At 73.6% G+C, this 26,560-nt stretch carries 2 protein-coding genes (1 of these 2 running past the window's edge); both read right to left on the bottom strand.

All coding sequences use genetic code 11. From position 1 onward, the window contains the following. Positions 1–30: 30 nt before the first annotated feature. Positions 31–16,902 (bottom strand): SDR family NAD(P)-dependent oxidoreductase, encoded by a 16,872-nt coding sequence (locus tag ACZ7MY_RS11830; RefSeq protein ID WP_499601212.1) that lies wholly within the window; start codon positions 16,900–16,902, stop codon positions 31–33. A gap of 65 nt (positions 16,903–16,967) precedes the next feature. Next, positions 16,968–26,560, bottom strand: partial view of an SDR family NAD(P)-dependent oxidoreductase gene (locus ACZ7MY_RS11825; RefSeq protein WP_499601211.1) — the end only. 17,995 nt of this gene lie beyond the right edge of the window; 9,593 of the gene's 27,588 nt are visible here — the last part of the coding sequence; the start codon falls outside the window, past its right edge — the gene reads right to left on this strand; the stop codon is at positions 16,968–16,970.

The raw sequence follows: 26,560 nt of genomic DNA, 5'->3' as shown, positions 1-26,560 counted from the left end.
GCCCTCCGTCGTTCCGGCCGGCGGCCCCCGTCACAGGGTGCCGGTCAGCCACTCCTCGACGGCCCGCGCGGTCGTCGCCGCGTGCCGCTCCATCATGGTGAAGTGGTCGCCCTCCACGTCCACGGCGGTGTGCCGCAGGTCCCAGTAGGAACGCCAGTCGCCGTCGGTGGGCCGGAACCAGTCGAAGAACCGCTCACCGGCCCGGACCAGCAGCGTCGGCGACGTCACGGCCGTCGGCTTCCAGCCCGCGAAGAGCCGGAAGTAGGCACCCATGGCCAGCAGTCGGGTGTCGTCGACGGGCACGTAGCTGTCCTGGCGCTCGGCGATGCCCTGGCCCAGGCCGGGCTGCAGGCCCACCAGCGCGTCGTCGTCGTGCGAGTAGATGTCGATCAGCACGACCGCGTCCGGGCGTGCGCCCTGGTCCTCCAGCCGCGCGGCGACCGCGTGGGCGAGCATGCCGCCCGACGAGTGGCCGAGCAGCACGACCGGCGCGCCGTCGGTGTGCCGCAGGACGGCCTCCGCCTGCGCGTCGATGACCGCCTCCACGCTCGTCGGCAGCTGCTCGCCCCGCAGGAAGCCCGGCACGCCCATCGCCCACACGTCCCGGCGCCCCCGGAACGCCGAGGCGAACCGGGCGTACTGGTGTGGGCCGGAGATCGACAGGATCGAGGGGAAGCAGACCACTCCGGGCCGCGTCTCGCCCCGGGAGAGCCGCACGAAGGCGGGTGCCTTGCGCAGTTCCGCGGGCGAGGAGAACGAGGGCCGGAACCGCGAGGCCTGCATGAGCATCTCCATGAACTGCCCCGAGGTGCCCTGCGCGCCGGCTTCCTGGAGCATCGCGCCGAACACCCCGCCGTCGCCCTCCTGCCCGGCGTTCCCCGCGTCGCCCGCGGCGGGCGACGCCGCGCCGCCGGCGGCCCCGGCGAGCTCGGAGCGCAGCAGTCCGGCGACCAGGACGGGGGTCGGGTAGTCGAAGAGCAGCGTGGGGGGCAGGCGCAGACCCGTCGCGGCGTTCAGCTGGTTGCGCAGCTCCACGGCGGTCAGCGAGTCCAGACCCAGCTCCAGGAACTCCTGGGACTCCCCCACCGCGTCGGGCGAGGGGTAGGCGAGCACGGCGGCCACCTGGGCGCGCACCACGTCGAGCAGCACCTTCTCCTGCTCCTCCTCCGGCAGCCCGGGCAGCTCCACGAGCCGTCGCGCGGCGGCCGACGCCGCCGCCTCACCGGCACTGTGCCCGGCGGCCCTGCGCGGCCCACCGCGCACCAGGCCCCGGAAGACCGCCGGCAGGCCGCCGGCCTCTGCCCGGGCCCGCAGCGGCGCGGTGTCCAGGTGCATGGCGACCAGGACGCCGTTGCCGGCCCCGTCCGACGGTGTGTCCGTCCGCTCGTCCGTCGCGGCGAGGGCGCAGGCCGTGTCGAACAGGGCCAGGCCCTCCGCCGAGGTCAGCGGGGACAGTCCGGCGCGCGCCAGGCGCTGCATGTCGGCGGCCGTCAGCTCGCCGGTCATCCCGCTCGGCGTCTCCCACAGGCCCCACGCCAGCGACACCGCGGGCAGCCCCGCCGCGCGCCGGTGCTGGGCCAGGGCGTCGAGACAGGCGTTCGCCGCCGCGTAGTTGGCCTGCCCGGGGTTGCCGAGCGTGCCGGCCACCGACGAGAACAGCACGAAGGCGGCGAGGTCCGCGTCCTGTGTCAGCTCGTGCAGGTGCAGCGCCGCGTCCACCTTCGGACGCAGGACGGTGTCGATCCGTTCGGGGGTCAGCGAGGGCACGAGGCCGTCGTCGAGACGCCCCGCGGCGTGGACGACCGCGGTGAGCGGGTGCTCGGCGGGGACGCCCGCCAGCAGCGCCTCCAGGGCCTGCCGGTCGGACGCGTCGCAGGCGGCGACGGTCGCCTCGGCGCCGAGCGCGGTGAGGTCGGCGACGAGCTCCGCGGCGCCCTCGGCGTCGAGACCGCGCCGGCTCGTCAGCAGCAGGTGCCGCACGCCGCGTTCGGTGACCAGGTGCCGGGCCAGCAGGCCTCCCAGCACACCGGTGCCGCCGGTGATGAGGACGGTGCCCTTCGGGTCGAGGGCGGGGACCTGTGTGTCCTCGGCAGGTTCGGCGGGCTCGGTCGCCTCGGGTCGCGCCGCGGGGACCCTGGCCAGCCGTGCGGCGTGCAGCACTCCCCCGCGGACGGCGAGTTGCTGCTCGCCGGCCGACTGCGCGGCAGCGGCGGCCGCCAGGAGCGGGCCGAGCTTCGCCGGGGCGTCGCCGCCGTCGTCCTCCGCGTCGAGGTCGAGCAGCAGGAAGCGGCCGGGGTTCTCGGACTGCGCCGAGCGCACCAGGCCCCACACCGCCGCCCGGGCCACGTCCCGCACGCCCTCGCCGGGCCGGGCCTCGACCGCGCCGCGCGTCACGAACGCGAGGCGCGAAGCGGCGAGCGACTCCTCGGCCGACCACGCCTGCACGAGCCCGAGCGCGGAGTGCGCCGCGTGCCGGGCCTCCTCCGCGACCCGCGCCGCGCTCCCGGCGCCGGCCGGGGCGTACGACACCAGCACGGTGTCCGGCGACGGCTTGCCCGCCGCCACCACACCGGCCAGCGCGTCCACGTCCGCGTACACGTCGACCGCCGCACCCGCTGCCCGCAGCATGGTCTCCAGGCCGAGCGCGTCCGTGCCGACCACGGCCCAGGTCCCGCCGTCGGGGGCCCCGGCACCGGCCACGGCGGGCCACTCCAGCCGGAACAGGGAGTCGTGGAACGCCGGGCCGGCCGCGGCCCGCAGCCGGGCGGGGTCGAGTTCCCTCAGCAGCAGCGACTCGACCGACACGACCGGTTCGCCGCGCTCGTCGAAGGCCACCAGCGACACCGCGCCGGAGCCGGCGGGGGCGAGCCGCACCCGCAGCGCGCCCGCGCCGACGGCGTGCAGGCCGACGCCGCCGAAGGAGAAGGGCAGCCGCATCCGGGGGCCCTCCTCACCCCGCTCCTCGTCGTCGGCGGTGAGGAACGAACCCAGCACGATGCCGTGGAGCCCCGCGTCCAGCAGCGCCGGGTGCACCCCGAACTGCGCCGCCTGGGCCAAGGTCGCCTCGGGCAGCAGCAGTTCTGCGAACAGCTCGTCACCGCGGCGCCAGGCCGCCCGCAGGTTGCGGAACGCCGGGCCGTACGCGAACCCGACGGCGGCGAAGCCGTCGTACAGTCCCGTCACGTCCAGCGGTTCGGCCCCGGCCGGCGGCCAGAGCGCCGGATCCTGCGCCTGCGGCGTGGTCACCGCGGTCCCGGTGCCGAGCAGACCGCTCGCGTGCCGGGTCCACGGCACGTCCTGCGCGCTCTCGCCGCTCGCGGCCTCGGGGCGCGAGTGCACGTGCAGCGCGCGCCTGCCGTTCGCGTCCGGCTCCGCCAGCGACAGCCGCAGCTGGAGCGCGCCGCGCTCGGGCAGGACGAGCGGTGCCTCCAGGGTGAGTTCCTCCAGCAGCTCGGTGCCCGCCCGCTGACCGGCGTGCAGGGCCAGCTCGACGAACGCGGTCCCCGGCAGCAGCACGGCGCCGGAGACGGCGTGGTCGGCCAGCCACGGGTGGGCATCGAGAGAAAGGCGGCCGGTGAACAACAGGCCCTCGGAGTCCGGTAGTTCGACCGCCGCGCCCAGCAGTGGGTGATCCGCCCGCCCGAGACCGGCGGACGCCACGTCGCCCACCTGCGCGACCGGCACATCGATCCAGTACCGCTCCTGCTGGAACGCGTACGTCGGGACGTCCGCCAGGCGGGCACCGGTGCCGGCGAAGTACGCCTCCCAGTCCACCCGGCCACCCCGCACCTGCACGAAGCCCAGGGCACCGTTCACCGTCTCGGCTTCCGGGCGGGCGGAGCGCAGGACGGGGGTGAAGGCGGCGCCTTCGGCGGTCAGGCAGTCCTGGGCCATGGCGGACAGGACGCCGTCGGGGCCGAGTTCGAGGTAGGTGGTGACGCCTGCGGCCTCCAGGGCGCGGACGCCGTCGAGGAAGCGGACGGCGTCGCGGACGTGGCGGACCCAGAAGTCGGGCGAGGTCATCTCGCCGGTGACGAGGGCGCCGGTGAGGTTGGAGACGACCGGGATGCGCGGGGTGGCGTAGGTCAGGCCCTCTGCGACCTCGCGGAAGGCGTCGAGCATGCCGTCCATGTGCGGGGAGTGGAAGGCGTGGCTGACCGTCAGCCGCTTCGACCTGCGGTCCGGGAACAGCTCCACAACGGCCGCGGCCGTCTCCCCGTCACCCGCGATGACCACGGACTGGGGCCCGTTGACGGCCGCGACGCTCACGCGGTCGTCCAACAGCGGCAGGACCTCGTCCTCAGCCGCCTCCAGCGCGATCATCACGCCACCGGAAGGCAGCGCCTGCATCAGCCGTCCGCGCGCCTCGACCAGCGTGCACGCGTCCTCCAGGGACAGCACCCCGGCGACATGCGCGGCGGCGATCTCACCGATGGAGTGACCGGACAGGAAGTCCGGCTTCACACCCCAGGTCTCCAGCAGCCGGAACAGCGCGACCTCGACGGCGAACAGCGCCGGCTGGGTCCACTCCGTCCGGTCGAGGAGGTCCGCGTCGTCGCCGAACAGCACGTCCTTCAGCGGCACATCGAGGTGCGAGCAGACCGCGTCCAGGGCGTCGGCGAACACCGGGTACGTGTCGTACAGCTCGCGGCCCATGCCGAGCCGCTGGCTGCCCTGCCCGGTGAAGAGGAAGGCGAGCTTTCCGGCGCCTGCCGTGCCCCGCACCACCGAGGCCGCCGGGCCGTCGGACTCCACGGCCGCGAGGCCGCGCAGCAGCTCCTCCCGGCCGGCGGCCACGACCGTCGCACGGTGGTCGAAGGCCGCGCGCTTGGTGGCGAGCGTGTAGGCCACGTCGACGCTCCCCGTCTCCGGGGCGTCCTCGAGCCACGTCAGCAGGCGGGCCGCCTGATCGCGCAGCGCGTCAGCGGACTTCGCCGACAACACGTAGGGCAGAACGGATTCGGCGCGTTCCGCGGAGGGCGACGTCACGCCCACCAGCAGCGCCGGATCGTCGGGGGCCTGCTCGATGATCGTGTGGGCGTTGGTGCCGCTGATGCCGAAGGACGAGATGCCGGCCCGGCGCGGGCGGCCCGTCTCCGGCCAGTCCCTCTGCTCGGTCAACAGCGAGACGGCGCCCTCGGACCAGTCGACGTGCGGGGACGGCTCGTCCACGTGCAGCGTCTGCGGCAGCACGCCGTGGCGCATCGCCATCACCATCTTGATGATGCCCGCCACGCCTGCCGCGGCCTGCGTGTGACCGAAGTTGGACTTCACCGAGCCGAGCCACAGCGGCTGCTCGTCGCTGTGCTCCTGGCCGTAGGTCGCCAGTAGCGCCTGCGCCTCGATCGGGTCGCCCAGCGTCGTACCCGTGCCGTGCGCCTCCACGACGTCCACGTCCGCGGCGGTGAGCCGGGCATTGGCCAGGGCCTGCCGGATCACCCGCTGCTGGGACGGGCCGTTGGGAGCCGTCAGGCCGTTGCTGGCACCGTCCTGGTTGATCGCCGAGCCCCGCAGCACCGCCAGCACCGGGTGGCCGTTGCGGCGCGCGTCGGACAGCCGCTCCACGAGCAGCATGCCGACGCCCTCACCCCACGCGGTGCCGTCGGCGGCCGCCGCGAACGGCTTGCAGCGGCCGTCGGCCGACAGCCCGCGCTGGATGCTGAACGCCACGAAGGTGCCCGGCGTCGCCATCACGGTGACACCGCCCGCCAGCGCCAGATCGCACTCGCCGTTGCGCAGCGCCTGGGCGGCGAGGTGGAGGGTGACGAGGGACGAGGAGCAGGCCGTGTCGACCGTGACGGCGGGGCCCTCCAGGCCGAAGGTGTAGGACACGCGACCGGACACGACACTGCCGGTGCTTGCGGTGCCCAGGTAGCCCTCGAGCCCCTCCGGCGCGCGCTGCAGCAGTGTCCCGTAGTCGTTGTACATCACGCCCGCGAAGACACCCGTCCGGCTGCCGCGCACCGAGGCCGGGTCGATGCCGGCCCGCTCGAACGCCTCCCACGAGGTCTCCAGCAGCAACCGCTGCTGCGGGTCGGTCGCAAGGGCCTCACGCGGGGAGATGCCGAAGAACGTCGGATCGAAGTGGTGCGCGTCGTGCAGGAACCCGCCGTTCATGCTGTAGCTGGTGCCCGGCCGGTCGGAGTCGGGGTCGAACAGCTCGGCGATGTTCCAGCCGCGGTCGTCCGGCATCGCGGAGATGGCGTCCCTGCCCTCAGTCACCAGGTCCCACAGGTCCTCGGGCGTGCGCACGCCGCCAGGGAAGCGGCACGCCATCCCCACGATCGCGATCGGCTCGTCGTCACGTACCGCGACGGCCACCGGCGCGTCGATCGGCTCCTGTACGCCCAGCAGCTCGGAGCAGAGATACTCGGCCAGTACAGCGGGGGTCGGGTAGTCGAAGACGAGGGTCGCGGGCAGCCGCACACCGGTCGCCGTGCCGAGCCTGTTCCGCAGCTCTACGGCGGTCAGCGAGTCGAACCCGACCTCGCTGAAGGCACGCCCCGGCTCGACCGCCTCCGGACCGGCGAACCCGAGCACCGCCGCCACCTGCGTACGCACCAGTTCCAGAACGGACGCCTCCCGCTCCGCCACCGGCAGCGCGGCCAGCTGACGGGCCAGCTTGCCCGCCGAGGCCGAACCCGCCCGCGCGGCACGCCGAGCAGGCATCCGGACGAGCCCGCCGAGCAGCGGCGGCAGCATCCCGCCGCCGGCGACCTGGGCACGCAGGGCGGCCAGGTCCAGCTTCATGGGAACGAACGCAGCCGTCGGCGAGGCGGCCGCGGTGTCGAAGAAGGCGAGGCCCTCGTCCTCCGTCAGGGCGTTCACGCCACCGCGCCCCAGCCGTGACACCTCTCCGGCCTCCAGCTCGCCGGCCATGCCGCCGTCCCACAGACCCCAGGCCAACGACGTCGCCGCCAGGCCCTGCGCCCTGCGGTGCGCGGCGAGGGCGTCCAGGAAGACGTTCGCCGCCGCGTAGTTCGCCTGACCAGCGCCGCCGAAGACACCGGCAGCGGAGGAGAACAGGACGAACGCCGCCAGGTCCATGCCCTGCGTGAGCTCGTGCAGGTTCCACGCCGCGTCCACCTTCGGACGCAGCACCGCTGACAGGCGCTCCTGGTCCAGGGACGCGATCACGCCGTCGTCCAGCACACCGGCGGTGTGCACCACCGCCGACAGCGGACGCTCCGCCAGCACCCCGGCCAGCGCGTCCCGGTCGGCCACATCGCACGCCGCCCACACCACCGACGCACCCATACCGGCCAGCTCAGCGGTCAGGTCCGCAGCACCCGGGGCGTCCGCACCACGCCGGCTCACCAACAGCAGATCCCGCACCCCGTACTCGGACACCAGATGACGCGCGAACAAGCCGCCCAGTTCACCACTGGCACCCGTCACCAGCACCGTGCCGTCCAGGGCAAGCGGCTCAGCGTCGGGAATCGCGACGGCCCGCGCCAGACGCGGCGCCAGGAACGCCCCGTCCCGGACCGCGACTTCCGGCTCACCGGTGGCCAGCGCCGCCGCCACAATCTCCGGAGCGATCTCACCGTCGAGGTCGATCAGGCCGAACCGGCCCGGGTTCTCCGACTGCGCCGAACGGATCAGGCCCCACACCGGGGCGTGCACCAGATCCGCGACCTCGTCGCCCGGCACAGCGGCCACCGCGCCCCGGGTCAGGAACACCAGACGCGAGTCCGCGAACCGCTCGTCACCCAGCCACTCCTGCACCAGAGCGAGCACCCGCCCGGTCTCCGCATGCACCGCAGCGGCCACGTCCGGACCCGGCTCGTCGGCCGCACACGGCACCACCAGCGCCCCCGGAACCGCGCCGCCCTCGGCGGCCGCACCCAGCGCCGCCAGATCTGCGAACGCCTGGGACCCGTCCCCCAGCGGCATCCAGTCGTCGACAGAGCCACCGGCCGGCACCGGCGACCACTGGACCCGGAACAGCGCGTCACCCTGCCCGGCACCCGGCCCGGCGAACTGCTCGGGCGAGAACGCCCGCAGCGCCAGACCCCGCACCGACGCCACCGGCACGCCCTCGGCGTCCGCCACCTCCAGCGCCACCACGTCACGGCCCGCACGCGACAGCCGCACCCGTACCTCGGACGCGCCCACCGCGTACACGCTCACGCCCGACCACGAGAAGGGCAGACGTCCCTGTCCCGTGTCCTCGACGAGTCCGCCGAGGGTGATGGCGTGCAGGGCCGCGTCGAGCAGCGCCGGATGCAGACCGAACCGCTCCGCCCCGGCCGCCGTCTCGTCCCCGAGCCCGACCTCGGCGAACACGTCGTCACCGAGACGCCAGACCGACCGCAGGCCCTGGAAGACCGCTCCGTACTCGAACCCGGCCATGGCCAGGGCCTCGTACAGTCCGTCGACGGCGACCGGTTCCGCCCCTGCCGGCGGCCATGCCGCCAGGTCGAACACCGGCTCCGCCTCGTCCACGGCCAGCACACCGGAGGCATGCCGCACCCACGGCACCTCGTCCACCGCACGATCGGCGCGGGAGTGGAAGGCGACCGGCCGTCGTCCCGACGCGTCGGCAGCCCCGACGCTGATCTGCAGCTGGAGCGCACCGCGTTCGGGCAGGACGAGCGGTGCCTCCAGGGTGAGTTCCTCCAACAGCCCGGTACCCGCCCGCTGACCGGCGTGCAGGGCCAGCTCCACGAACGCCGTCCCCGGCAGCAGCACCGCACCCGACACGGCGTGGTCGGCCAGCCACGGGTGCGACTCCAGCGACAACCGGCCCGTGAACAGCAACCCCTCCGAATCGGGCAGTTCCACCGCCGCACCCAGCAACGGATGCTCGGCCCGGCCCAGACCCGCCGACGCCACATCACCCACCTGCGACACCGGCACGTCGATCCAGTACCGCTCCCGCTGGAACGCGTACGTCGGCAGATCCACCCGCCGGGCACCTGCGCCCGCGAAGTACGCCTCCCAGTCCACCCGGCCACCGCGCACCTGCACGGAGCCCAGGACACCGTTCACCGTCTCGGCCTCCGGCCGGGCGGAGCGCAGAACAGGCACGAACGCCGCGGTGTCAGCGTCAACGCACTCCTGCGCCATCGCCGACAGCACACCGTCCGGGCCGACCTCCACGTACGTGGTGACGCCCGCGGCCTCCAGGGCACGTACACCGTCCAGGAAGCGCACGGCCTCACGGACATGGCGCACCCAGAACTCGGGCGACGCCATCTCGTCGGTGACCACGGCGCCGGTCAGGTTCGAGACGACCGGGATGCGCGAAGCCCCGAACGACAACCCCTCGACCACCTCGCGGAAGGCGTCGAGCATGCCGTCCATGTGCGGGGAGTGGAACGCGTGGCTGACCGTCAACCGCTTCGATTTCCGGTCCTCGAAGGACTCCACGATCGCCATCGCGGCATCCTCGTCACCGGCGATCACCACGGCCTGCGGGCCGTTGACGGCGGCGATGCTCGCCCGCTCGTCCAGCAGGGGAAGGACCTCGTCCTCGGACGCCTGCAGCGCGATCATCACGCCACCCGTGGGCAGCGCCTGCATCAAGCGGCCGCGAGCCGCCACCAGCGTGCACGCGTCCTCCAGGGACAGCACCCCGGCCACGTGAGCGGCGGCGATCTCACCGATGGAGTGACCGGACACGAAGTCCGGCTTCACCCCCCAGGACTCCAGCAGCCGGAACAGCGCCACCTCGACCGCAAACAGCGCGGGCTGCGTGAACTCCGTACGATCCAGCGCCTCGGCGTCCTCGCCGAACAGCACATCCTTCAACGGCACATCCAGCCGCGCGCACACCGCGTCCAGCGCCTGCGCGAACACCGGGTACGTGGCGTACAGCTCCCGGCCCATCCCCAGCCGCTGGCTGCCCTGCCCGGTGAACAGGAAGGCCAGCTTCCCGGCGCTCACCGTCCCCCGCACCACGGGCCCCGCCGCGTCGTCCGCCTCCACGGCGGCCAGCCCGCGCAGCAGTTCGTCCCGGCCGGCGGCCACGACCGCCGCACGGTGGTCGAAGGCCGCGCGCTTGGCGGCGAGCGTGAAGGCCACGTCGCCGGCGGCGAGGCCGGGCGCCGCTTCGAGGCGGGCCCGCAGGCGGGCGGCCTGGTCGCGGAGGCCGTCCGGGGTCTTCGCCGACAGGACGTACGGCAGCACCGAGCCGTCGTCCTCGGCGGGAGCCAGGGCGACGCTGTCGCTCGGGGCGAGGTCGTCGGGGGCCTGCTCGATGATCGTGTGGGCGTTGGTGCCGCTGATGCCGAACGACGACACGGCGGCGCGACGCGGGCGGCCCGTCTCCGGCCAGGCCATGCGCTCCGTCAGCAGCGAGACAGCGCCCTCGGACCAGTCCACGTGCGGGGACGGCTCGTCCACGTGCAGCGTCCGCGGCAGCACACCGTGCCGCATCGCCATCACCATCTTGATCACACCCGCGACACCCGCCGCGGCCTGCGTGTGGCCGAAGTTGGACTTCACCGAGCCCAGCCACAACGGCTGCTCGTCGCTGTGCTCCTGGCCGTACGTCGCCAGCAGCGCCTGTGCCTCGATCGGGTCGCCCAGCGTCGTGCCCGTGCCGTGGGCCTCGACCGCGTCGATCTCGCCGGCCGACAGACGCGCGCTCGCGAGCGCGGCGCGGATCACCCGCTGCTGGGACGGGCCGTTCGGCGCCGTCAGGCCGTTGCTCGCGCCGTCCTGGTTGACCGCCGAACCGCGCAGCACGGCCAGCACCGGGTGACCGTTGCGGCGCGCGTCGGACAGCCGCTCCACGAGCAGCATGCCGACGCCCTCGCCCCAGCCCGTGCCGTCGGCGGCGGCCGCGAACGGCTTGCAGCGGCCGTCGGCGGACAGACCGCGCTGGATGCTGAACGCGACGAAGGTGCCCGGTGTCGCCATCACGGTCACACCGCCCGCCAGCGCCAGATCGCACTCGCCGTTGCGCAACGCCTGGGCGGCGAGATGCAGTGACACCAGCGAGGACGAGCAGGCCGTGTCGACCGTGACCGCGGGGCCCTCCAGACCGAAGGTGTACGACACCCGGCCCGAGGCGACGCTGCCCGAACTCGCCGTGCCGATGTAGCCCTCGAGCCCTTCCGGCGCGCGGTGCAGCAGCGTCCCGTAGTCGTTGTACATCACGCCCGCGAAGACGCCTGTCCGGCTGCCGCGCACCGAGGCCGGGTCGATGCCGGCCCGCTCGAACGCCTCCCAGGAGGTCTCCAGCAGCAGCCGCTGCTGCGGGTCGGTCGCAAGGGCCTCACGCGGGGAGATGCCGAAGAACGTCGGGTCGAAGTGGTGCGCGTCGTAGAGGAACGCACCGTTCATGCTGTAGCTGGTACCCGGCCGGTCGGAGTCGGGGTCGAACAGGTCCGTGACGTTCCAGCCGCGGTCGTCCGGCATCGCGGAGATGGCGTCCCTGCCCTCCGAGACCAGGTCCCACAGGTCCTCGGGGTTCTGGACGCCGCCGGGGAAGCGGCACGCCATCGCCACGATCGCGATCGGCTCGTCGTCGCGCACCGCGATCGCGGTGGGCGCGGCCGCCGCATCCTGCCGGCCGAGCAGTTCGGCGCACAGATAGCCGGCGAGGGCGGTCGGTGTCGGGTAGTCGAAGACGAGGGTCGCGGGCAGCCGCACACCGGTCGCCGTGCCGAGCCGGTTCCGCAGCTCCACGGCGGTCAGCGAGTCGAAGCCCACCTCGCTGAAGGCACGCCCCGGCTCGACCGCCTCCGGACCCGTGAACCCGAGCACCGCCGCCACCTGCGTACGCACCAGCTCCAGCACGGACGCCTCCCGCTCCGCCACCGGCAGCGCGGCCAACTCCCGGGCCAGCTTGCCCGCCGAGGCCGACCCCGCCCGCGCGGCACGCCGAGCGGGCATGCGCACCAGTCCGCTGAGCAGCGGCGGCAGCATGCCCCCGCCGGCCACCTGGGCACGCAGGGCGGCCAGGTCCAGCTTCGCCGGCACGAAGAGCGCGGTGCCGGAGGCACAGGCGGCATCGAAGAGAGCCAGGCCCTCCTGCTCGGACAGTGCGTTCACGCCACCGCGTCCGAGCCGCGACACGTCATCGGCCTCCAGCTCGCTGGCGAGGCCGCCGTCCCACAGACCCCAGGCCAACGACGTCGCCGCCAGGCCCTGCGCCCTGCGGTGCGCGGCAAGGGCGTCCAGGAAGGAGTTGGCCGCCGCGTAGTTCGCCTGCCCGGCGCCGCCGAAGACACCGGCAGCGGAGGAGAACAGGACGAACGCCGACAGGTCCATGTCCCGCGTGAGCTCGTGGAGGTTCCACGCCGCGTCCACCTTCGGACGCAGCACCGCCGACAGACGCTCCTGGTCCAGGGACGCGATCACACCGTCGTCCAGGACACCGGCCGTGTGCACCACCGCCGACAGCGGACGCTCCGCCAGCACCGCGGACAGCGCATCGCGGTCGGCCACATCGCACGCCGCCCACGACACCGACGCACCCAGATCCGTGAGCTCCGCCGTCAGCTCCGCGGCGCCCGGCGCGTCCTCACCACGACGGCTCACCAGCAGCAGGTCCCGCACCCCGTACGCGGACACCAGATGACGCGCGAACAACCCACCCAGCAGGCCGCTCGCACCCGTCACCAGCACCGTGCCCTCAAGGACCGGGAGCTCGGCCTCCGGCTCCACCGCCGCCCGGGTGAGCCTCGGCACCCGCACCACACCGTCGCGCACGGCGGCTTCCGGTTCGCCGGAGGCGAGCGCCGACGACAGTGCCCGCGCGTCGGCCTCGCCGTCGCCCGCACCGTCGAGGTCGACCAGACCGAAGCGCCCGGGGTTCTCCGACTGCGCCGACCGGACCAGGCCCCACACCGCGGCGTGCACCAGGTCCTTCACGTCCTCGTCCGGCAGGGCGTCCACGGCGCCCCAGGTCCGGAACACCAGGCGTGAGCCGGCGAAGCGCTCGTCGGCGAGCCACTCCTGCACGAGGCCGAGCACGCGCCCGGTCGCCGCGTGCACCGCACCGGCCACGTCCTCCACCGGCTCGTCGGCCACGCATGGCACGACCACCACCGAGGGGACGGTGCCGTCCTCCGCGAGGGCCGCGCCCAGCGCGGCGAGGTCGGCGTACGCCGCTGCGGGGCCGAGGGTCGTCCACTCCTCGGCGGCGACCGTCGTACCGCCGGACGGGAGGGGCGACCACTGGACCTGGAAGAGGGCGTCGCCCTGCCCGGTGCCCGGGCCGGCGAACTGCTCGGGCGAGAAGGTCCGCAGCGCGAGACCGCGCACGGTCGCCACCGGCGCGCCCTCGGCGTCCGCCACCTCCAGCGCCACCGTGTCACGGCCCGCGCGGGAGAGCCGCACCCTCAGCTCGGACGCCCCGATGGCGTGCACGGTCACGCCCGACCACGCGAACGGCAGACGTCCCTGCCCGGCGTCGTCGACGAGACCGCCGACGCCGATGGCGTGCAACGCGCCGTCCAGGAGTGCCGGATGGAGGCCGAAGTGCTCGGCGCCCGGCTCCGCCTCTTCCCCGAGGGTCACCTCGGCGAAGACGTCCTCGCCCCGGCGCCAGACGCCCCGCAGCCCCTGGAAGAGCGGACCGTACTCGAACCCGGCCACCGCCAGGGCCTCGTACAGTCCGTCGATGGCGACGGGCTCGGCACCGGCCGGGGGCCAGGCGGCCCACTCGAACGCCGGCTCCTCCGCCCGCTCCGCCAGGACAGCGGTGGCGTGCCGCACCCACGGCTCGTCGTCGGCGGCGCGGTCGCCGCGGGAGTGGAAGGCGACCTGCCGCCGGCCGGACTCGTCGGGCGCCCCGACGCTGATCTGCAGTTCGACTCCCTCGCCCTCGGGCAGCACGAGCGGCGCTTCCAGGGTGACGTCCTCGACCAGGCCGCAGCCGACCTGGTCGCCGGCGCGCACGGCCAGTTCCACGAAGGCGGTGCCGGGGAGCAGGACCGTGCCGGAGACGGCGTGGTCGGCGAGCCACGGGTGCGTGTCGAGGGACAGCCGTCCGGTGAGCAGCAGGCCGTCGGCGTCCGCGAGGACCACGGACGTCGCAAGGAGCGGGTGGTCGGCGGAACGAAGGCCCGCCGAGGACATGTCCCAGCCGATGGTTCCGGCGTCGAGCCAGTAGTGCTCGCGCTGGAAGGCGTAGGTGGGCAGGTCGACGTGGCGGGCGCCGGCCCCGGCGAACACCGCCTGCCAGTCCACCGACGCGCCATGGACGTAGGCCTCGCCAAGGGAGAGCCAGAACCGCTCCAGACCGCCTTCGTTGCGGCGCAGGGAGCCCAGGACGGCGGCCTCACGACCGGAGTCCTCGACGGTCTCCTGAAGACCGACCGTCAGGACGGGGTGTGGGCTGGACTCGATGAACAACCCGAAGCCCTGCTCCAGCAGCGTCCGGACCGCCTGCTCCAGCTCGACGGTCTGCCGCAGGTTGCGGAACCAGTACCCGGCGTTCAGCTCGGGTCCGGTCATCCACTCGCCGGTCACCGTCGACAGGAACGGCACCTGCGCCTCACCCGGGGTGATCGGCGCCAACAACTTCCCGAGTTCTTCTTCGAGCAGGTCGACCTGAGCCGAGTGCGAGGCGTAGTCCACCGCGATCCGCCGCACCCGCACCCCGTCCGCCTCACACGAGGCAAGCAGCTCCTCCAAAGCCTGCACTTCACCGGAGACCACCACGGAGGACGGTCCGTTCACCGCGGCAACCGAGATCCGCTCCTCACCCCACGCCGCGATCCGCTCCCGCACCTGCTTCGCGGGCAACGCCACCGACACCATGCCACCGAGACCGGCCAGCACCCGACCAATCGCCTGACTCCGCAGAGCCACAACGCGGGCCGCGTCCTCCAGCGAGAGAATCCCGGCGACACAGGCCGCCGCGATCTCACCCTGCGAATGCCCGATCACGGCCGCGGGACGCACGCCGGCCGCCTTCCAGACCTCCGCCAGCGACACCATCACCGCGAACAACGCAGGCTGCACCACGTCCACGCGCTCCAGCGACGGAGCACCCTCGACACCGCGCAGCACATCGACCAGCGACCAGCCGGTCAACGGCTCCAGCGCCCGAGCGCACTCCCCTATCCGCTCCGCGAACACCGGCGAGGAATCCAGCAGTTCCACGGCCATACCGACCCACTGCGAACCCTGCCCTGGGAACACGAACACCGTCTTGCCGCCGAGGGTCGACCCCTGGACGACGTGGGACGATGGCTCGCCCGCCGCGAGTGCGGTGAGGGCCCGTACGTAGTCGGCGCGCTCGCGGCCGACCAGGACCGCGCGCCGTGCGTGCGCGGCGCGGGTGGTGGCCAGGGAGTGGCCGACGTCGACGGGCCGCAGGCCGGGGTCGGCGTCCAGGTGCGCGAGGAGGCGTTCGGCCTGGCCGCGGAGCGCACCCTCGGTCTTGGCCGTCAGGGTCCAGGGCAGGGAGTGCAACGGGTCCGACGTGGACGGGTCGTGGGTCGCCGCGACCAGGACGGGCAGCGGCGCCGCCTCGGGAGTCACCTCGCCGGCGGTCGCCTCGTCGCCGGCCTCGGCCTCGGCCACGCCCGCGGTCTCCGGGGCGTCGGGAACGGGGGCGGGGGCTTCCTCGATGATGATGTGCGCGTTAGTGCCGCTGACGCCGAACGACGAGACGGCGGCCCGGCGCGCGCGACCGGTCTCCGGCCACGCGACCGGGTCGGCCAGCAGCGAGACCGCACCGGCCGACCAGTCGACGTTGGTCGAGGGCTTGTCCACGTGCAGGGTCCTGGGGAGCCTGCCGTTGCGGATCGCCATGACCATCTTGATGATGCCGGCGACGCCGGCGGCGGCCTGCGTGTGCCCGATGTTCGACTTGATGGAGCCCAGCCATAGCGGCTGCTCGTCGCTGTGCTCCTTGCCGTAGGTGGCCAGGAGTGCCTGCGCCTCGATGGGGTCGCCGAGCGTCGTACCGGTGCCGTGCGCCTCGACGGCGTCGACGTCGGAGGGCGTGAGGCGCGCGTCGGCCAGGGCCGCGCGGATCACCCGCTGCTGGGACGGGCCGTTGGGGGCGGTGAGGCCGTTGCTCGCGCCGTCCTGGTTGACGGCGGAGCCGCGCACGACGGCCAGTACGGGGTGGCCGTTGCGCCGGGCGTCCGAGAGGCGCTCGACCAGCAGCATGCCGGCGCCCTCCGCCCAGCCGGTGCCGTCCGCGGCGTCGGCGAAGGACTTGCAGCGGCCGTCGAAGGACAGGCCGCGCTGCCTGCTGAACTCGGTGAAGGTGCCCGGCGTGGCCATCACGGTGGCGCCGCCGGCGAGGGCGAGGGAACACTCGCCCTTGCGGAGCGACTGCATGGCGAGGTGCAGGGTGACGAGGGAGGAGGAGCAGGCCGTGTCGACGGTGAGCGCCGGTCCCTCCAGGCCGAAGGTGTACGACACGCGGCCCGAGGCGACGCTGCTGGAGGCGCCCGTGACGAGGTACCCCTCCGCCTCCTCGGGGATGGCCCGCAGCCGCGCCGCGTAGTCGTGGTACATGACGCCCGCGAAGACACCGGTCCGGCTGCCGCGCAGGGTCGCCGGGTCGATGCCGGCCCGCTCGAACGCCTCCCACGAGGTCTCCAGCAGCAGGCGCTGCTGGGGGTCCATGGCCGCGGCCTCGCGGGGCGAGATCCCGAAGAAGGAGGGGTCGAACCAGTTCGCGTCGTGCAGGAAACCGCCCTGCTGGACGTAGCTCGTGCCCTGCCCGTCGGGGTCGGCGTCGAACAGCCGCTCCATGTCCCAGCCCCGGTCGGTGGGGAACGGGGAGATGGCGTCGGTCCCCTCCGACACGAGCCGCCACAGGCCCTCGGGCGACTCGACGCCGCCCGGGAAGCGGCAGCTCATGCCGACGATCGCGATCGGTTCCGGCTCCGCCGACTCGACCTCTTGAAGGCGGCGGCGGGTCTCGTGGAGATCGGCCGTCACGCGCTTCAGGAAGTACCGAAGCTTTTCCTCGTTCATGCTTGCATCCCTCGTACGGAAGTCAGAAAGGCGGAGTCGTCGGGTGGGCGGGCCGGGCCGTCGCGTCAGGAGATCCCGAATTCCTTGCCGATGAAGTCGAAGAGGTCGTCATCGGTGGCGGTCTCCAGCGTCTCGGCCACGTCGGCGCCGGCGGGTCCCGCCGGCTCGCCGGCCGCGCTCCAGGCCGCCAGCAGGGCCTGCAGCCGCTCGGTGATCCGGTTCCGGCCGTCGTCGTCCGGTACGGCCTCGACGAGCGTCCGCTCCAGGCGGTCCAGTTCGGCGAGCAGCGGGGGAACCGCCGCGGCGCCGCCCTGCCAGAGCTCGTCCCGCAGGAACTCCACGATGGCGTTCGGGGTCGGGTAGTCGAAGACGAGCGTGGCCGGCAGCCGCACTCCCGTCGCCGCGCCCAGGCGGTTGCGGAGCTCGACCGCGGTGAGGGAGTCGAAGCCGACGTCGCTGAACGACCGTGCGCCGTCGACCGCTTCGGGACCGGCGAAGCCGAGCACGCCCGCGACGTGACCGCGGACCAGCTCGAGCAGCGCCTCCTCGCGTCCCTCCGGCGACAGTCCGGCCAGGCGCTCCCGAAGGGCGGCGCCTCCCTGCGTGCCGGTGTCGACGGCGCCCGCCGCACGCCGGCCGGGGACGCGGACCAGGCCGCTGAGCAGCGGCGGCAGCATGCCTCCGCCGGTGACCTGGGCGCGCAGGGCGGTCAGGTCGAGCTTGACGGGTACGAAGGCCGCGGTCACCGAGGCGGCCGCGGTGTCGAAGAGGGCCAGGCCCTCCTGCTCGGACAGGGCGTTCACGCCACCGCGTCCGAGGCGGGACACCTCGCCGGCCTCCAGTTCGCCGGCCATGCCGCCGTCCCACAGGCCCCACGCCAGCGACGTGGCCGCCAGGCCCTGCGACCTGCGGTGCGCTGCCAGGGCGTCCAGGAAGGAGTTGGCGGCGGCGTAGTTCGCCTGGCCCGCACCGCCGAAGACACCGGCGGCGGAGGAGAACAGGACGAACGCCGACAGGTCGAGGTCCCGGGTGAGTTGGTGCAGGTTCCACGCCGCGTCCACCTTCGGACGCAGGACCGCCGACAGGCGCTCGTGGTCCAGGGACGCGATCACGCCGTCGTCCAGGACACCGGCGGTGTGCACCACCGCCGACAGCGGACGCTCCGCCGGGATGCCCTCCAGCACCGCGGACAGCCCGTCCCGGTCGGCCACATCGCACGCCGCCCAGGCCACCGACGCACCCAGCTCCGCCAGTTCGTCGGTCAGGTCCGCGGCGCCCGGGGCGTCCTCGCCTCGGCGGCTGACCAGGAGCAGGTCCCGTACGCCGTACTCGGTCACCAGGTGACGGGCGAACAGGCCGCCCAGCGCACCACTGGCACCCGTCACCAGCACCGTGCCGTCCAGGGCGAGCGGTTCGGCGTCCGGTGCCACGACCGCGCGGACGAGGCGCGGCACGCGGACCGCGCCGTCCCGCACCGCGGCCTCCGGCTCGCCCGCGGCAAGCACGGCGGGCAGCGCCTGGTAGGAGGCTTCGGCGTCGTCGGTGTCGATCAGGAGGAAGCGGCCCGGGTTCTCCGACTGGGCCGACCGCACCAGGCCCCACACCGGGGCATGCGCCAGATCCGCGACCTCGTCGTCCGGTACGGAGGCCACCGCGGCCCGCGTCAGGAAGGCCAGGCGTGAGTCGGCGAACCGCTCGTCGCCGAGCCACTCCTGCAGCAGTGCGAGCACCCGCCCGGTTTCGGCATGCGCCGCACCCGGCAGGTCGTCGGAGGCGGCGCCGGCCAGCGGCACCACGACGACCTCCGGCACGACCTCGCCGTCATCTGCGAGGGCGGTCAGGCCCGCGCAGGTCTCGTAGCGGACGCCTGCGGCGTCGAGACCCGTGTGGCCGGAACCGTCGGCGATCAGCAGTGCCATGGGGCGCTGCTGGGCGGCCGGCACCGGTGCCAGGTGCAGCGCCGTCCAGTCGACCTCGAAGAGCGACTCCATGCGCCCGCCGCGCGCCGCGGCGCCGATCTGCTCGGGCGAGACGGCGCGCAGCACCAGCGACTCCACCGAGGCGACGGGCGCCCCGGTCGCGTCGGCCAGGTGAAGGGACACCGTGTCGCGGCCGGCCGGGGCCAGGCGGACCCGTACCGCCGCCGCACCGGTGGCGTGCAGGCGCACTCCGCCCCACGCGAACGGCAGACGTCCCTGCCCGGTGTCCTCCACGAGTCCGCCGAGGCCGGCGGCGTGCAGGGTGGCGTCGAGGAGGGCCGGGTGCAGACCGAACCACTCGGCCGTCGCGGCCGCGTCCTCGTCGAGGCTCACCTCGGCGTAGACCTCGTCACCCTGCCTCCAGGCCGCGCGCAGGCCCTGGAAGACCGGGCCGTAGTCGAATCCGGCGGCCGCCATGCCGTCGTACAGCCCGTCGATGGCGACCGGCTCGGCGCCGGGCGGCGGCCAGGCCGTCAGGTCGGTAGCGGGGGCGGGGACCGCCGCCGCGGGGGCGAGCACACCGCCCGCGTGCCGCGTCCACGGCTCGTCGGCGGGCGCGTTCTCGCCGCGCGAGTGGAGCACGACGGCCCGGCGGCCGTCGTCGTCCGCGCCGGCGACGGAGAGCCGCAGCTGCACACCGCCCGACTCCGGCAGCACCAGCGGCGCCTCCAGTGTCAGGTCGTCAAGGACCTCGCTGCCGACCTGCTCGCCGGCGCGCAGCGCCAGCTCGACGAAGGCGGTGCCCGGCAGGAGCACCGAGCCCATGACCGCGTGGTCCGCGAGCCACGGGTGCGTGGTCAGCGACAGGCGCCCGGTGAAGACGACCCCGTCCGAGTCCGGCAGCTCGACCGCCGCGCCGAGCAGCGGGTGGTCCGCCGCACCGAGTCCGGCCGAGGTGACGTCCCCGATGAAGTGGCCGCCCGACTCCAGCCAGTACCACTCCCGCTGGAAGGCGTAGGTGGGCAGTTCGACCTGCCGGCCGCCGGTCCGCGCGAAGTACGCCTCCCAGTCCACGGTCACTCCCGTGGCGTGGGCTTGGGCGAGGGCGGTGGTGACGGTCTCGGCCTCGGGCCGGCCGCCGCGCAGGGCGGGGGCGAAGGCCGCGCCTTCGGCGGTCAGGCAGTCCTGGGCCATGGCGGAGAGGACTCCGTCGGGGCCGAGTTCGAGGTACGTGGTGACGCCCGCGGCCTCAAGGGCGCGTACGCCGTCGAGGAAGCGGACGGCCTCACGTACGTGCCGGACCCAGAAGTCGGGCGACGTCACCTCGTCCGTGACCAGGGCGCCGGTGAGGTTGGAGACGAGGGGGATACGGGGCGCGGCGTAGGACAGTCCCTCGGCGACCTTGCGGAAGTCCGCGAGCATGGGGTCCATGTGCGGGGAGTGGAAGGCGTGACTGACCGTCAGCCGCTTGGTCTTGCGGTCCGGGAACTCCGCGGCGATGGCGACCGCGGCGTCCTCGTCACCCGCGATGACCACCGAACGCGGCCCGTTGACGGCGGCGATGCTCACCCGGTCGTTGAGCAGCGGCAGGACCTCGTCCTCGGCCGCTTCGAGGGCGATCATCACGCCGCCGGTGGGCAGTGCCTGCATCAGCCGTCCGCGCGCCTCGACCAGCGTGCACGCGTCCTCCAGGGACAGCACCCCGGCCACGTGCGCGGCGGCGATCTCGCCGATGGAGTGACCGGACAGGTAGTCCGGCTTCACGCCCCACGACTCGACCAGTCGGTAGAGCGCCACTTCGACGGCGAAGAGCGCCGGCTGCGTGTGGGCGGTCTCGTTCAGCAGGTCGCTGTCGTCGCCGAACAGAACGTCCTTCAGCGGCACGGCGAGGTGCGCGCAGACCGCGTCGAGCGCGTCGGCGAACACCGGGTACGTGTCGTACAGCTCGCGGCCCATGCCGAGCCGCTGGCTGCCCTGCCCGGTGAAGAGGAAGGCGAGCTTTCCGGCGCCTGCCGTGCCCCGCACCACCGAGGCCGCCGGGCCGTCGGCCTCAACGGCCGCGAGGCCGCGCAGCAGCTCGTCCCGGCCGGGGGCGACGACGAGCGCACGGTGCTCGAAGGTGGCGCGCCGGGTGGCGAGGGTGTACGCCACGTCGGCGGAGGCGAGGCCAGGTGCCTCTTCGAGGCGGGCCCGCAGGCGGGCCGCCTGGTCGCGGAGGCCGTCCGGAGTCTTCGCCGACAGCACGTACGCGCAGACGGAACCGTCGTCCTCGGCGGGATCCTGGGCGACGATACGACTCGGGGCGAGGTCGTCGGGGGCCTGCTCGATGATCGTGTGGGCGTTGGTGCCGCTGATGCCGAAGGACGAGATGCCGGCGCGGCGCGGGCGGCCGGTCTCGGGCCAGTCCGTCTGCTCGGTCAGGAGGGAGACCGCGCCCTCGGTCCAGTCGACGTGCGGGGTCGGCTCGTCCACGTGCAGGGTCCGCGGCAGCACACCGTGACGCATCGCCATGATCATCTTGATGATGCCCGCCACGCCTGCCGCGGCTTGGGTGTGGCCGATGTTGGACTTGACCGAGCCCAGCCACAGCGGCTGCTCGTCGGCGTGCTCCTGGCCGTAGGTGGCCAGGAGGGCCTGGGCCTCGATCGGGTCGCCCAGCGTCGTGCCCGTGCCGTGCGCCTCGACCGCGTCGATCTCGGCCGCGGTGAGCCGGGCGTTGGCCAGGGCCTGCCGGATCACCCGCTGCTGGGAGGGGCCGTTGGGGGCGGTGAGGCCGTTGCTGGCGCCGTCCTGGTTGATCGCCGAACCGCGGACCACCGCGAGGACCGGGTGGCCGTTGCGGCGGGCGTCGGACAGCCGCTCGACGAGCAGCATGCCCGCGCCTTCGGCCCAGCTGGTGCCGTCGGCAGCGGCCGCAAAGGACTTGATCCGGCCGTCGGGGGCCAGACCGCGTTGGCGGCTGAACTCGGTGAACGTGCCGGGCGATGCCATGACGGTCACACCACCGGCGAGCGCCATCGTGCACTCGCCGTTGCGCAGTGCCTGGATCGCCCAGTGCAGCGCCACCAGCGAGGAGGAGCACGCCGTGTCGACCGTGACCGCCGGACCCTCGAGCCCGAACGCGTACGAGACACGACCTGACGCGATGCTCCCGGAGTTACCGGTGCCGAGGTATCCCTCGACGCCCTCGGGAACAGCCGTCAGCCGACTCGAGTAGTCGTGGTACATCACACCGGCGAAGACACCGGTGTGACTGCCGCGGATGGCGGCCGGGTCGATGCCCGCGCGCTCGAACGCCTCCCACGAGGTCTCCAGCAGCAGACGCTGCTGCGGGTCCATCGCCACCGCCTCACGCGGCGAGATCCCGAAGAACGCGGGGTCGAACCGACCCGCGTCGTGCAGGAACCCGCCCGACTGCGTGTAGCTCGTTCCCCGGCCGTCCGGGTCCGGATCGAACAGCGCGTCCAGATCCCAGCCACGACCCTGCGGGAACGGCGAGATGGCATCGCCGCCACCCAGCACCAGCCGCCACAGATCCTCCGGGGTCTCCACCCCGCCCGGATACCGGCAGCTCATGCCCACGATCGCGATCGGCTCGTCGTCCAGCACCCCGGCCCGCACCGGCACCAACGCGGCACCGGCCGGCTGCTCGACCAGACCCAGAACCTCGCCCAGCAAGAACTCCGCCAGCGCCCCGGCCGTCGGGTAGTCGAAGACCAGCGTCGCCGGCAGTCGCACACCGGCCACCGAACCCAACCGGTTCCGCAACTCCACCGCGGTCAGCGAATCGAAGCCCAACTCCTTGAACGCACGATCCGCAGGCACCTCATCAACGGAACCATGACCCAGAACACCCGCCACCTCACCCCGCACCACATCGAGTACGGCCTCGGCCCGCTCGTCCTGGGGCAGCGTTGCGAGCTGCCGGGCGAGCTTGCCCGCCGCGGCCGAAGCGGCCTTGGCGGCGCGGCGAGTGGGAACGCGGACCAGGCCGCTCAGCAGCGGCGGCAGCATCCCGCTGCCCGCCTGGGCGCGGAGCGCGGCCAGGTCGAGCTTCATGGGCACGAGGACCGGGGCCTGGGTGGCGTGGGCGGTGTCGAAGAGGGCGAGGCCCTCGTCCTCCGTCAGGGCGTCCACGCCGCCCCGACCGGAACGCACCACCTCGCCGGCCATGCCGCCGTCCCACAGGCCCCAGGCCAGCGATGTCGCCGCCAGGCCCTGCGACCTGCGGTGCGCGGCGAGTGCGTCCAGGAAGACATTGGCGGCCGCATAGTTCGCCTGACCGGCGCCGCCGAACACGCCGGCGGCGGAGGAGAAGAGGACGAAGGCCGCCAGGTCCATGTCCTGCGTGAGCTGGTGGAGGTTCCACGCGGCGTCCACCTTCGGACGCAGCACCGCCGACAGGCGCTCCTGGTCCAGGGACGCGATGACGCCGTCGTCCAGGACACCGGCAGTGTGCACCACCGCTGTCAGCGGACGCTCGGCCGGAATGGCATCGAGCACCCCCGCCAAGCCGTCCCGGTCGGCGACATCGCACGCCGCCCACGCCACCGACGCACCCAGATCCGTGAGCTCCGCCGCCAGCTCCGCGGCACCCGGCGCAGCCTCGCCGCGGCGGCTCACCAGCAGCAGATCCCGCACCCCGTACGCGGACACCAGATGACGCGCGAACAACCCGCCCAGCGCACCACTGGCACCCGTCACCAACACCGTGCCGTCCAGGGCAAGCGGCTCAGCGTCGGGAATCGCGACGGCCCGCGCCAGACGCGGGGCCAGGAACTCCCCTTCCCGGACCGCGACTTCCGGCTCACCGGCGGCCAACGCCGCCGCCACGACCTCCGGGGCGATCTCACCGTCGAGGTCGACCAGACCGAACCGGCCCGGATTCTCCGACTGCGCCGACCGGATCAGACCCCACACCGGGGCGTGCACCAGATCCGCGACCTCGTCGCCCGGCACAGCGGCCACCGCGCCCCGGGTCAGGAACACCAGACGCGAGTCGGCGAACCGCTCGTCATCCAGCCACTCCTGGACCAACGCGAGCACCCGCCCGGTCTCCGCATGGACGGCACCGGCCACGTCCGGCACCGACTCGTCGGCCACACACGGCACCACCAGCACCGCCGGAACCGCGCCGCTCTCAGCCTCGAAGGTCTCGAGTCCGGCACTCGCCAGCGTCCAGTCGTCGACCGAACCGCCGGCCGGCACCGGCGACCACTCGACCCGGAACAGCGCGTCACCCTGCCCGGCACCCGGCCCGGCGAACTGCTCCGGCGAGAACGCCCGCAACACGAGACCGGCCACGGACGCCACTGGGACACCCTCAGCGTCCGCCAGCTCCAGCGCGACGACATCACGGCCCGTACGCGACAACCGCACCCGTATCTCGGACGCGCCGATGGCGTGCACGGTCACGCCCTGCCAGGAGAACGGCAGCTTCGCCTCACCGTCCGCGCTGTCGGTGCCGCTCACGCCCAGCGCGTGCAGCGCCGCGTCGAGCAGCGCCGGATGCACCCCGAACGCACCCGCCTCGGACTCCACCGACTCCGGCAGCCGCACCTCGGCGAACACGTCCTCACCGAGACGCCACACCGACCGCAGCCCACGGAACACCGGCCCGTAACCGAAGCCGGCATCCGCCAGACCCTCGTACAACCCGTCAATCGCAACCGGCTCCGCCCCGACCGGCGGCCACACCGCCAGGTCGAAGCCCGGCACCGCGCCTCGCCCGGCCAGCACACCAGCGGCATGCCGCACCCACGGCCCGTCCTCCACTCGCGAATGCAGCACCAGCGCCCGACGGCCCTCACCGTCACCGGCGCCCACCGACAGCCGCAGCTGCACACCACCGTGCTCCGGCAGCACCAACGGCGCCTCAAGCGTCAGGTCCTCCAGGACCTCACACCCGACCAACTCACCCGCACGCACCGCCAACTCGACGAAGGCCGTACCCGGCAGCAACACCGAACCCATCACCGCGTGATCCGCCAGCCACGGATGCGTGCTCAGCGACAGACGACCGGTGAACACCACCCCATCCGAATCCGGCAGCTCAACCGCCGCACCCAGCAACGGGTGATCCGCCGCACCGAGACCGAATCCCGTGGCATCGCCGGGGCCGGCCTGTGCGCCGCCCGACTCGAGCCAGAACCACTCGCGCTGGAAGGCGTAAGTGGGCAGTTCGACCTGCCGACTGCCGGTCGGCGCGAAGTACGCCTCCCAGTCCACGGCGACTCCGGCGGTGTAGGCCTGGGTTAGAGCAGCGGTCAGGGTGCCGACCTCGGGCCGGCCGCCGCGCAGTGCCGGGGCGAAGGTGGCCCCGTCCTCGGTCAGGCACTCCTGCGCCATGGCCGACAGGACACCGTCGGGGCCGAGTTCGAGATACGTGGTGACGCCCGCGGCCTCCAGGGCGAGAACGCCGTCCAGGAAGCGCACGGCCTCACGGACATGCCGCACCCAGAACTCGGGCGAGGCCATCTCGTCCGTGACGACCGCACCGGTGAGGTTGGAGACGACCGGGATGCGCGAGGCCCCGAACGACAGCCCGGACACCACCTCACGGAACGCGTCGAGCATCCCGTCCATGTGCGGCGAGTGGAACGCGTGGCTGACCGCCAGGCGCTTGGACTTCCGGTCACCGAGGGACTCCACGATCGCGACCGCGGCGTCCTCGTCACCGGCGATGACGACCGACGAAGGCCCGTTGACCGCGGCAATGCTCACCCGCTCGTTCAGCAGCGGGAGAACCTCGTCCTCCGACGCCTGCAACGCGATCATCACACCACCGGAAGGCAGCGCCTGCATCAGCCGCCCGCGAGCCTCGACCAGCGTGCACGCGTCCTCCAGGGACAGCACCCCGGCAACGTGGGCGGCGGCAATCTCACCTACGGAGTGACCGGACACGAAGTCCGGCTTCACACCCCAGGACTCCAGCAGCCGGAAGAGTGCGACCTCGACCGCGAACAGCGCCGGCTGCGCGGACTCCGTACGGTCCAACGCTTCGGCGTCGTCGCCGAACAGCACATCCAGCCCAAGCCGCTCGCGCACCGCGTCCAGCGCCCGCGCGAAGACCGGATAGGCGTCGTACAGCTCACGCCCCATCCCCAGCCGCTGGCTTCCCTGCCCCGTGAACAGGAACGCCAGCTTGCCCGTGGCCGAGGACGAACCCCGCACCAGGCCCGCGGCACCGTGTCCCTCGGCGAGGGCGGACAGGCCGCGCAGCAGCTCGTCGCGGTCCGCCGCCACGACCGCCGCACGCTGCTGGAATGCGGCGCGCCGGGTGGCCAGCGAGTAGGCCACATCGGCGGTGCCGATCTCCGGGGCCTCTTCGAGGAGGTGCGTACGCAGGCGGGCCGCCTGGTCGCGCACGGCGTCCTCGGTCTTCGCCGACAGCACGTAGGGCAGTGCGGTGGTTGCCGGAGCGGCGGGGGTCGGCCGGGCCTTCGTGATCGGGGCGAGGTCGTCGGGGGCCTGCTCGATGATCGTGTGGGCGTTGGTGCCGCTGATGCCGAAGGACGAGATGCCGGCGCGACGCGCACGGCCGGTCTCGGGCCACGGAACCGAGTCGGTCAGGAGGGAGACCGCGCCCTCGGTCCAGTCGACGTGCGGGGTCGGCTCGTCCACGTGCAGGGTCTGCGGCAGCACGCCGTGGCGCATCGCCATGATCATCTTGATGATGCCCGCGACACCGGCCGCGGCCTGCGTGTGGCCCATGTTGGACTTGATGGAGCCGATCCAGA

The organism is Streptomyces sp. NPDC111520 (assembly GCF_055635295.1).
Note: the sequence above shows the minus strand (reverse complement) of the source record. Positions and strands in the feature narration are given on the sequence as shown.

Coding starts and splice junctions, on each gene's coding strand:
- ACZ7MY_RS11830 (WP_499601212.1), bottom strand. CDS start 16,902: ATGAACGAGGAAAAGCTTCGGTACTTCCTGAAGCGCGTGACGGCCGAT.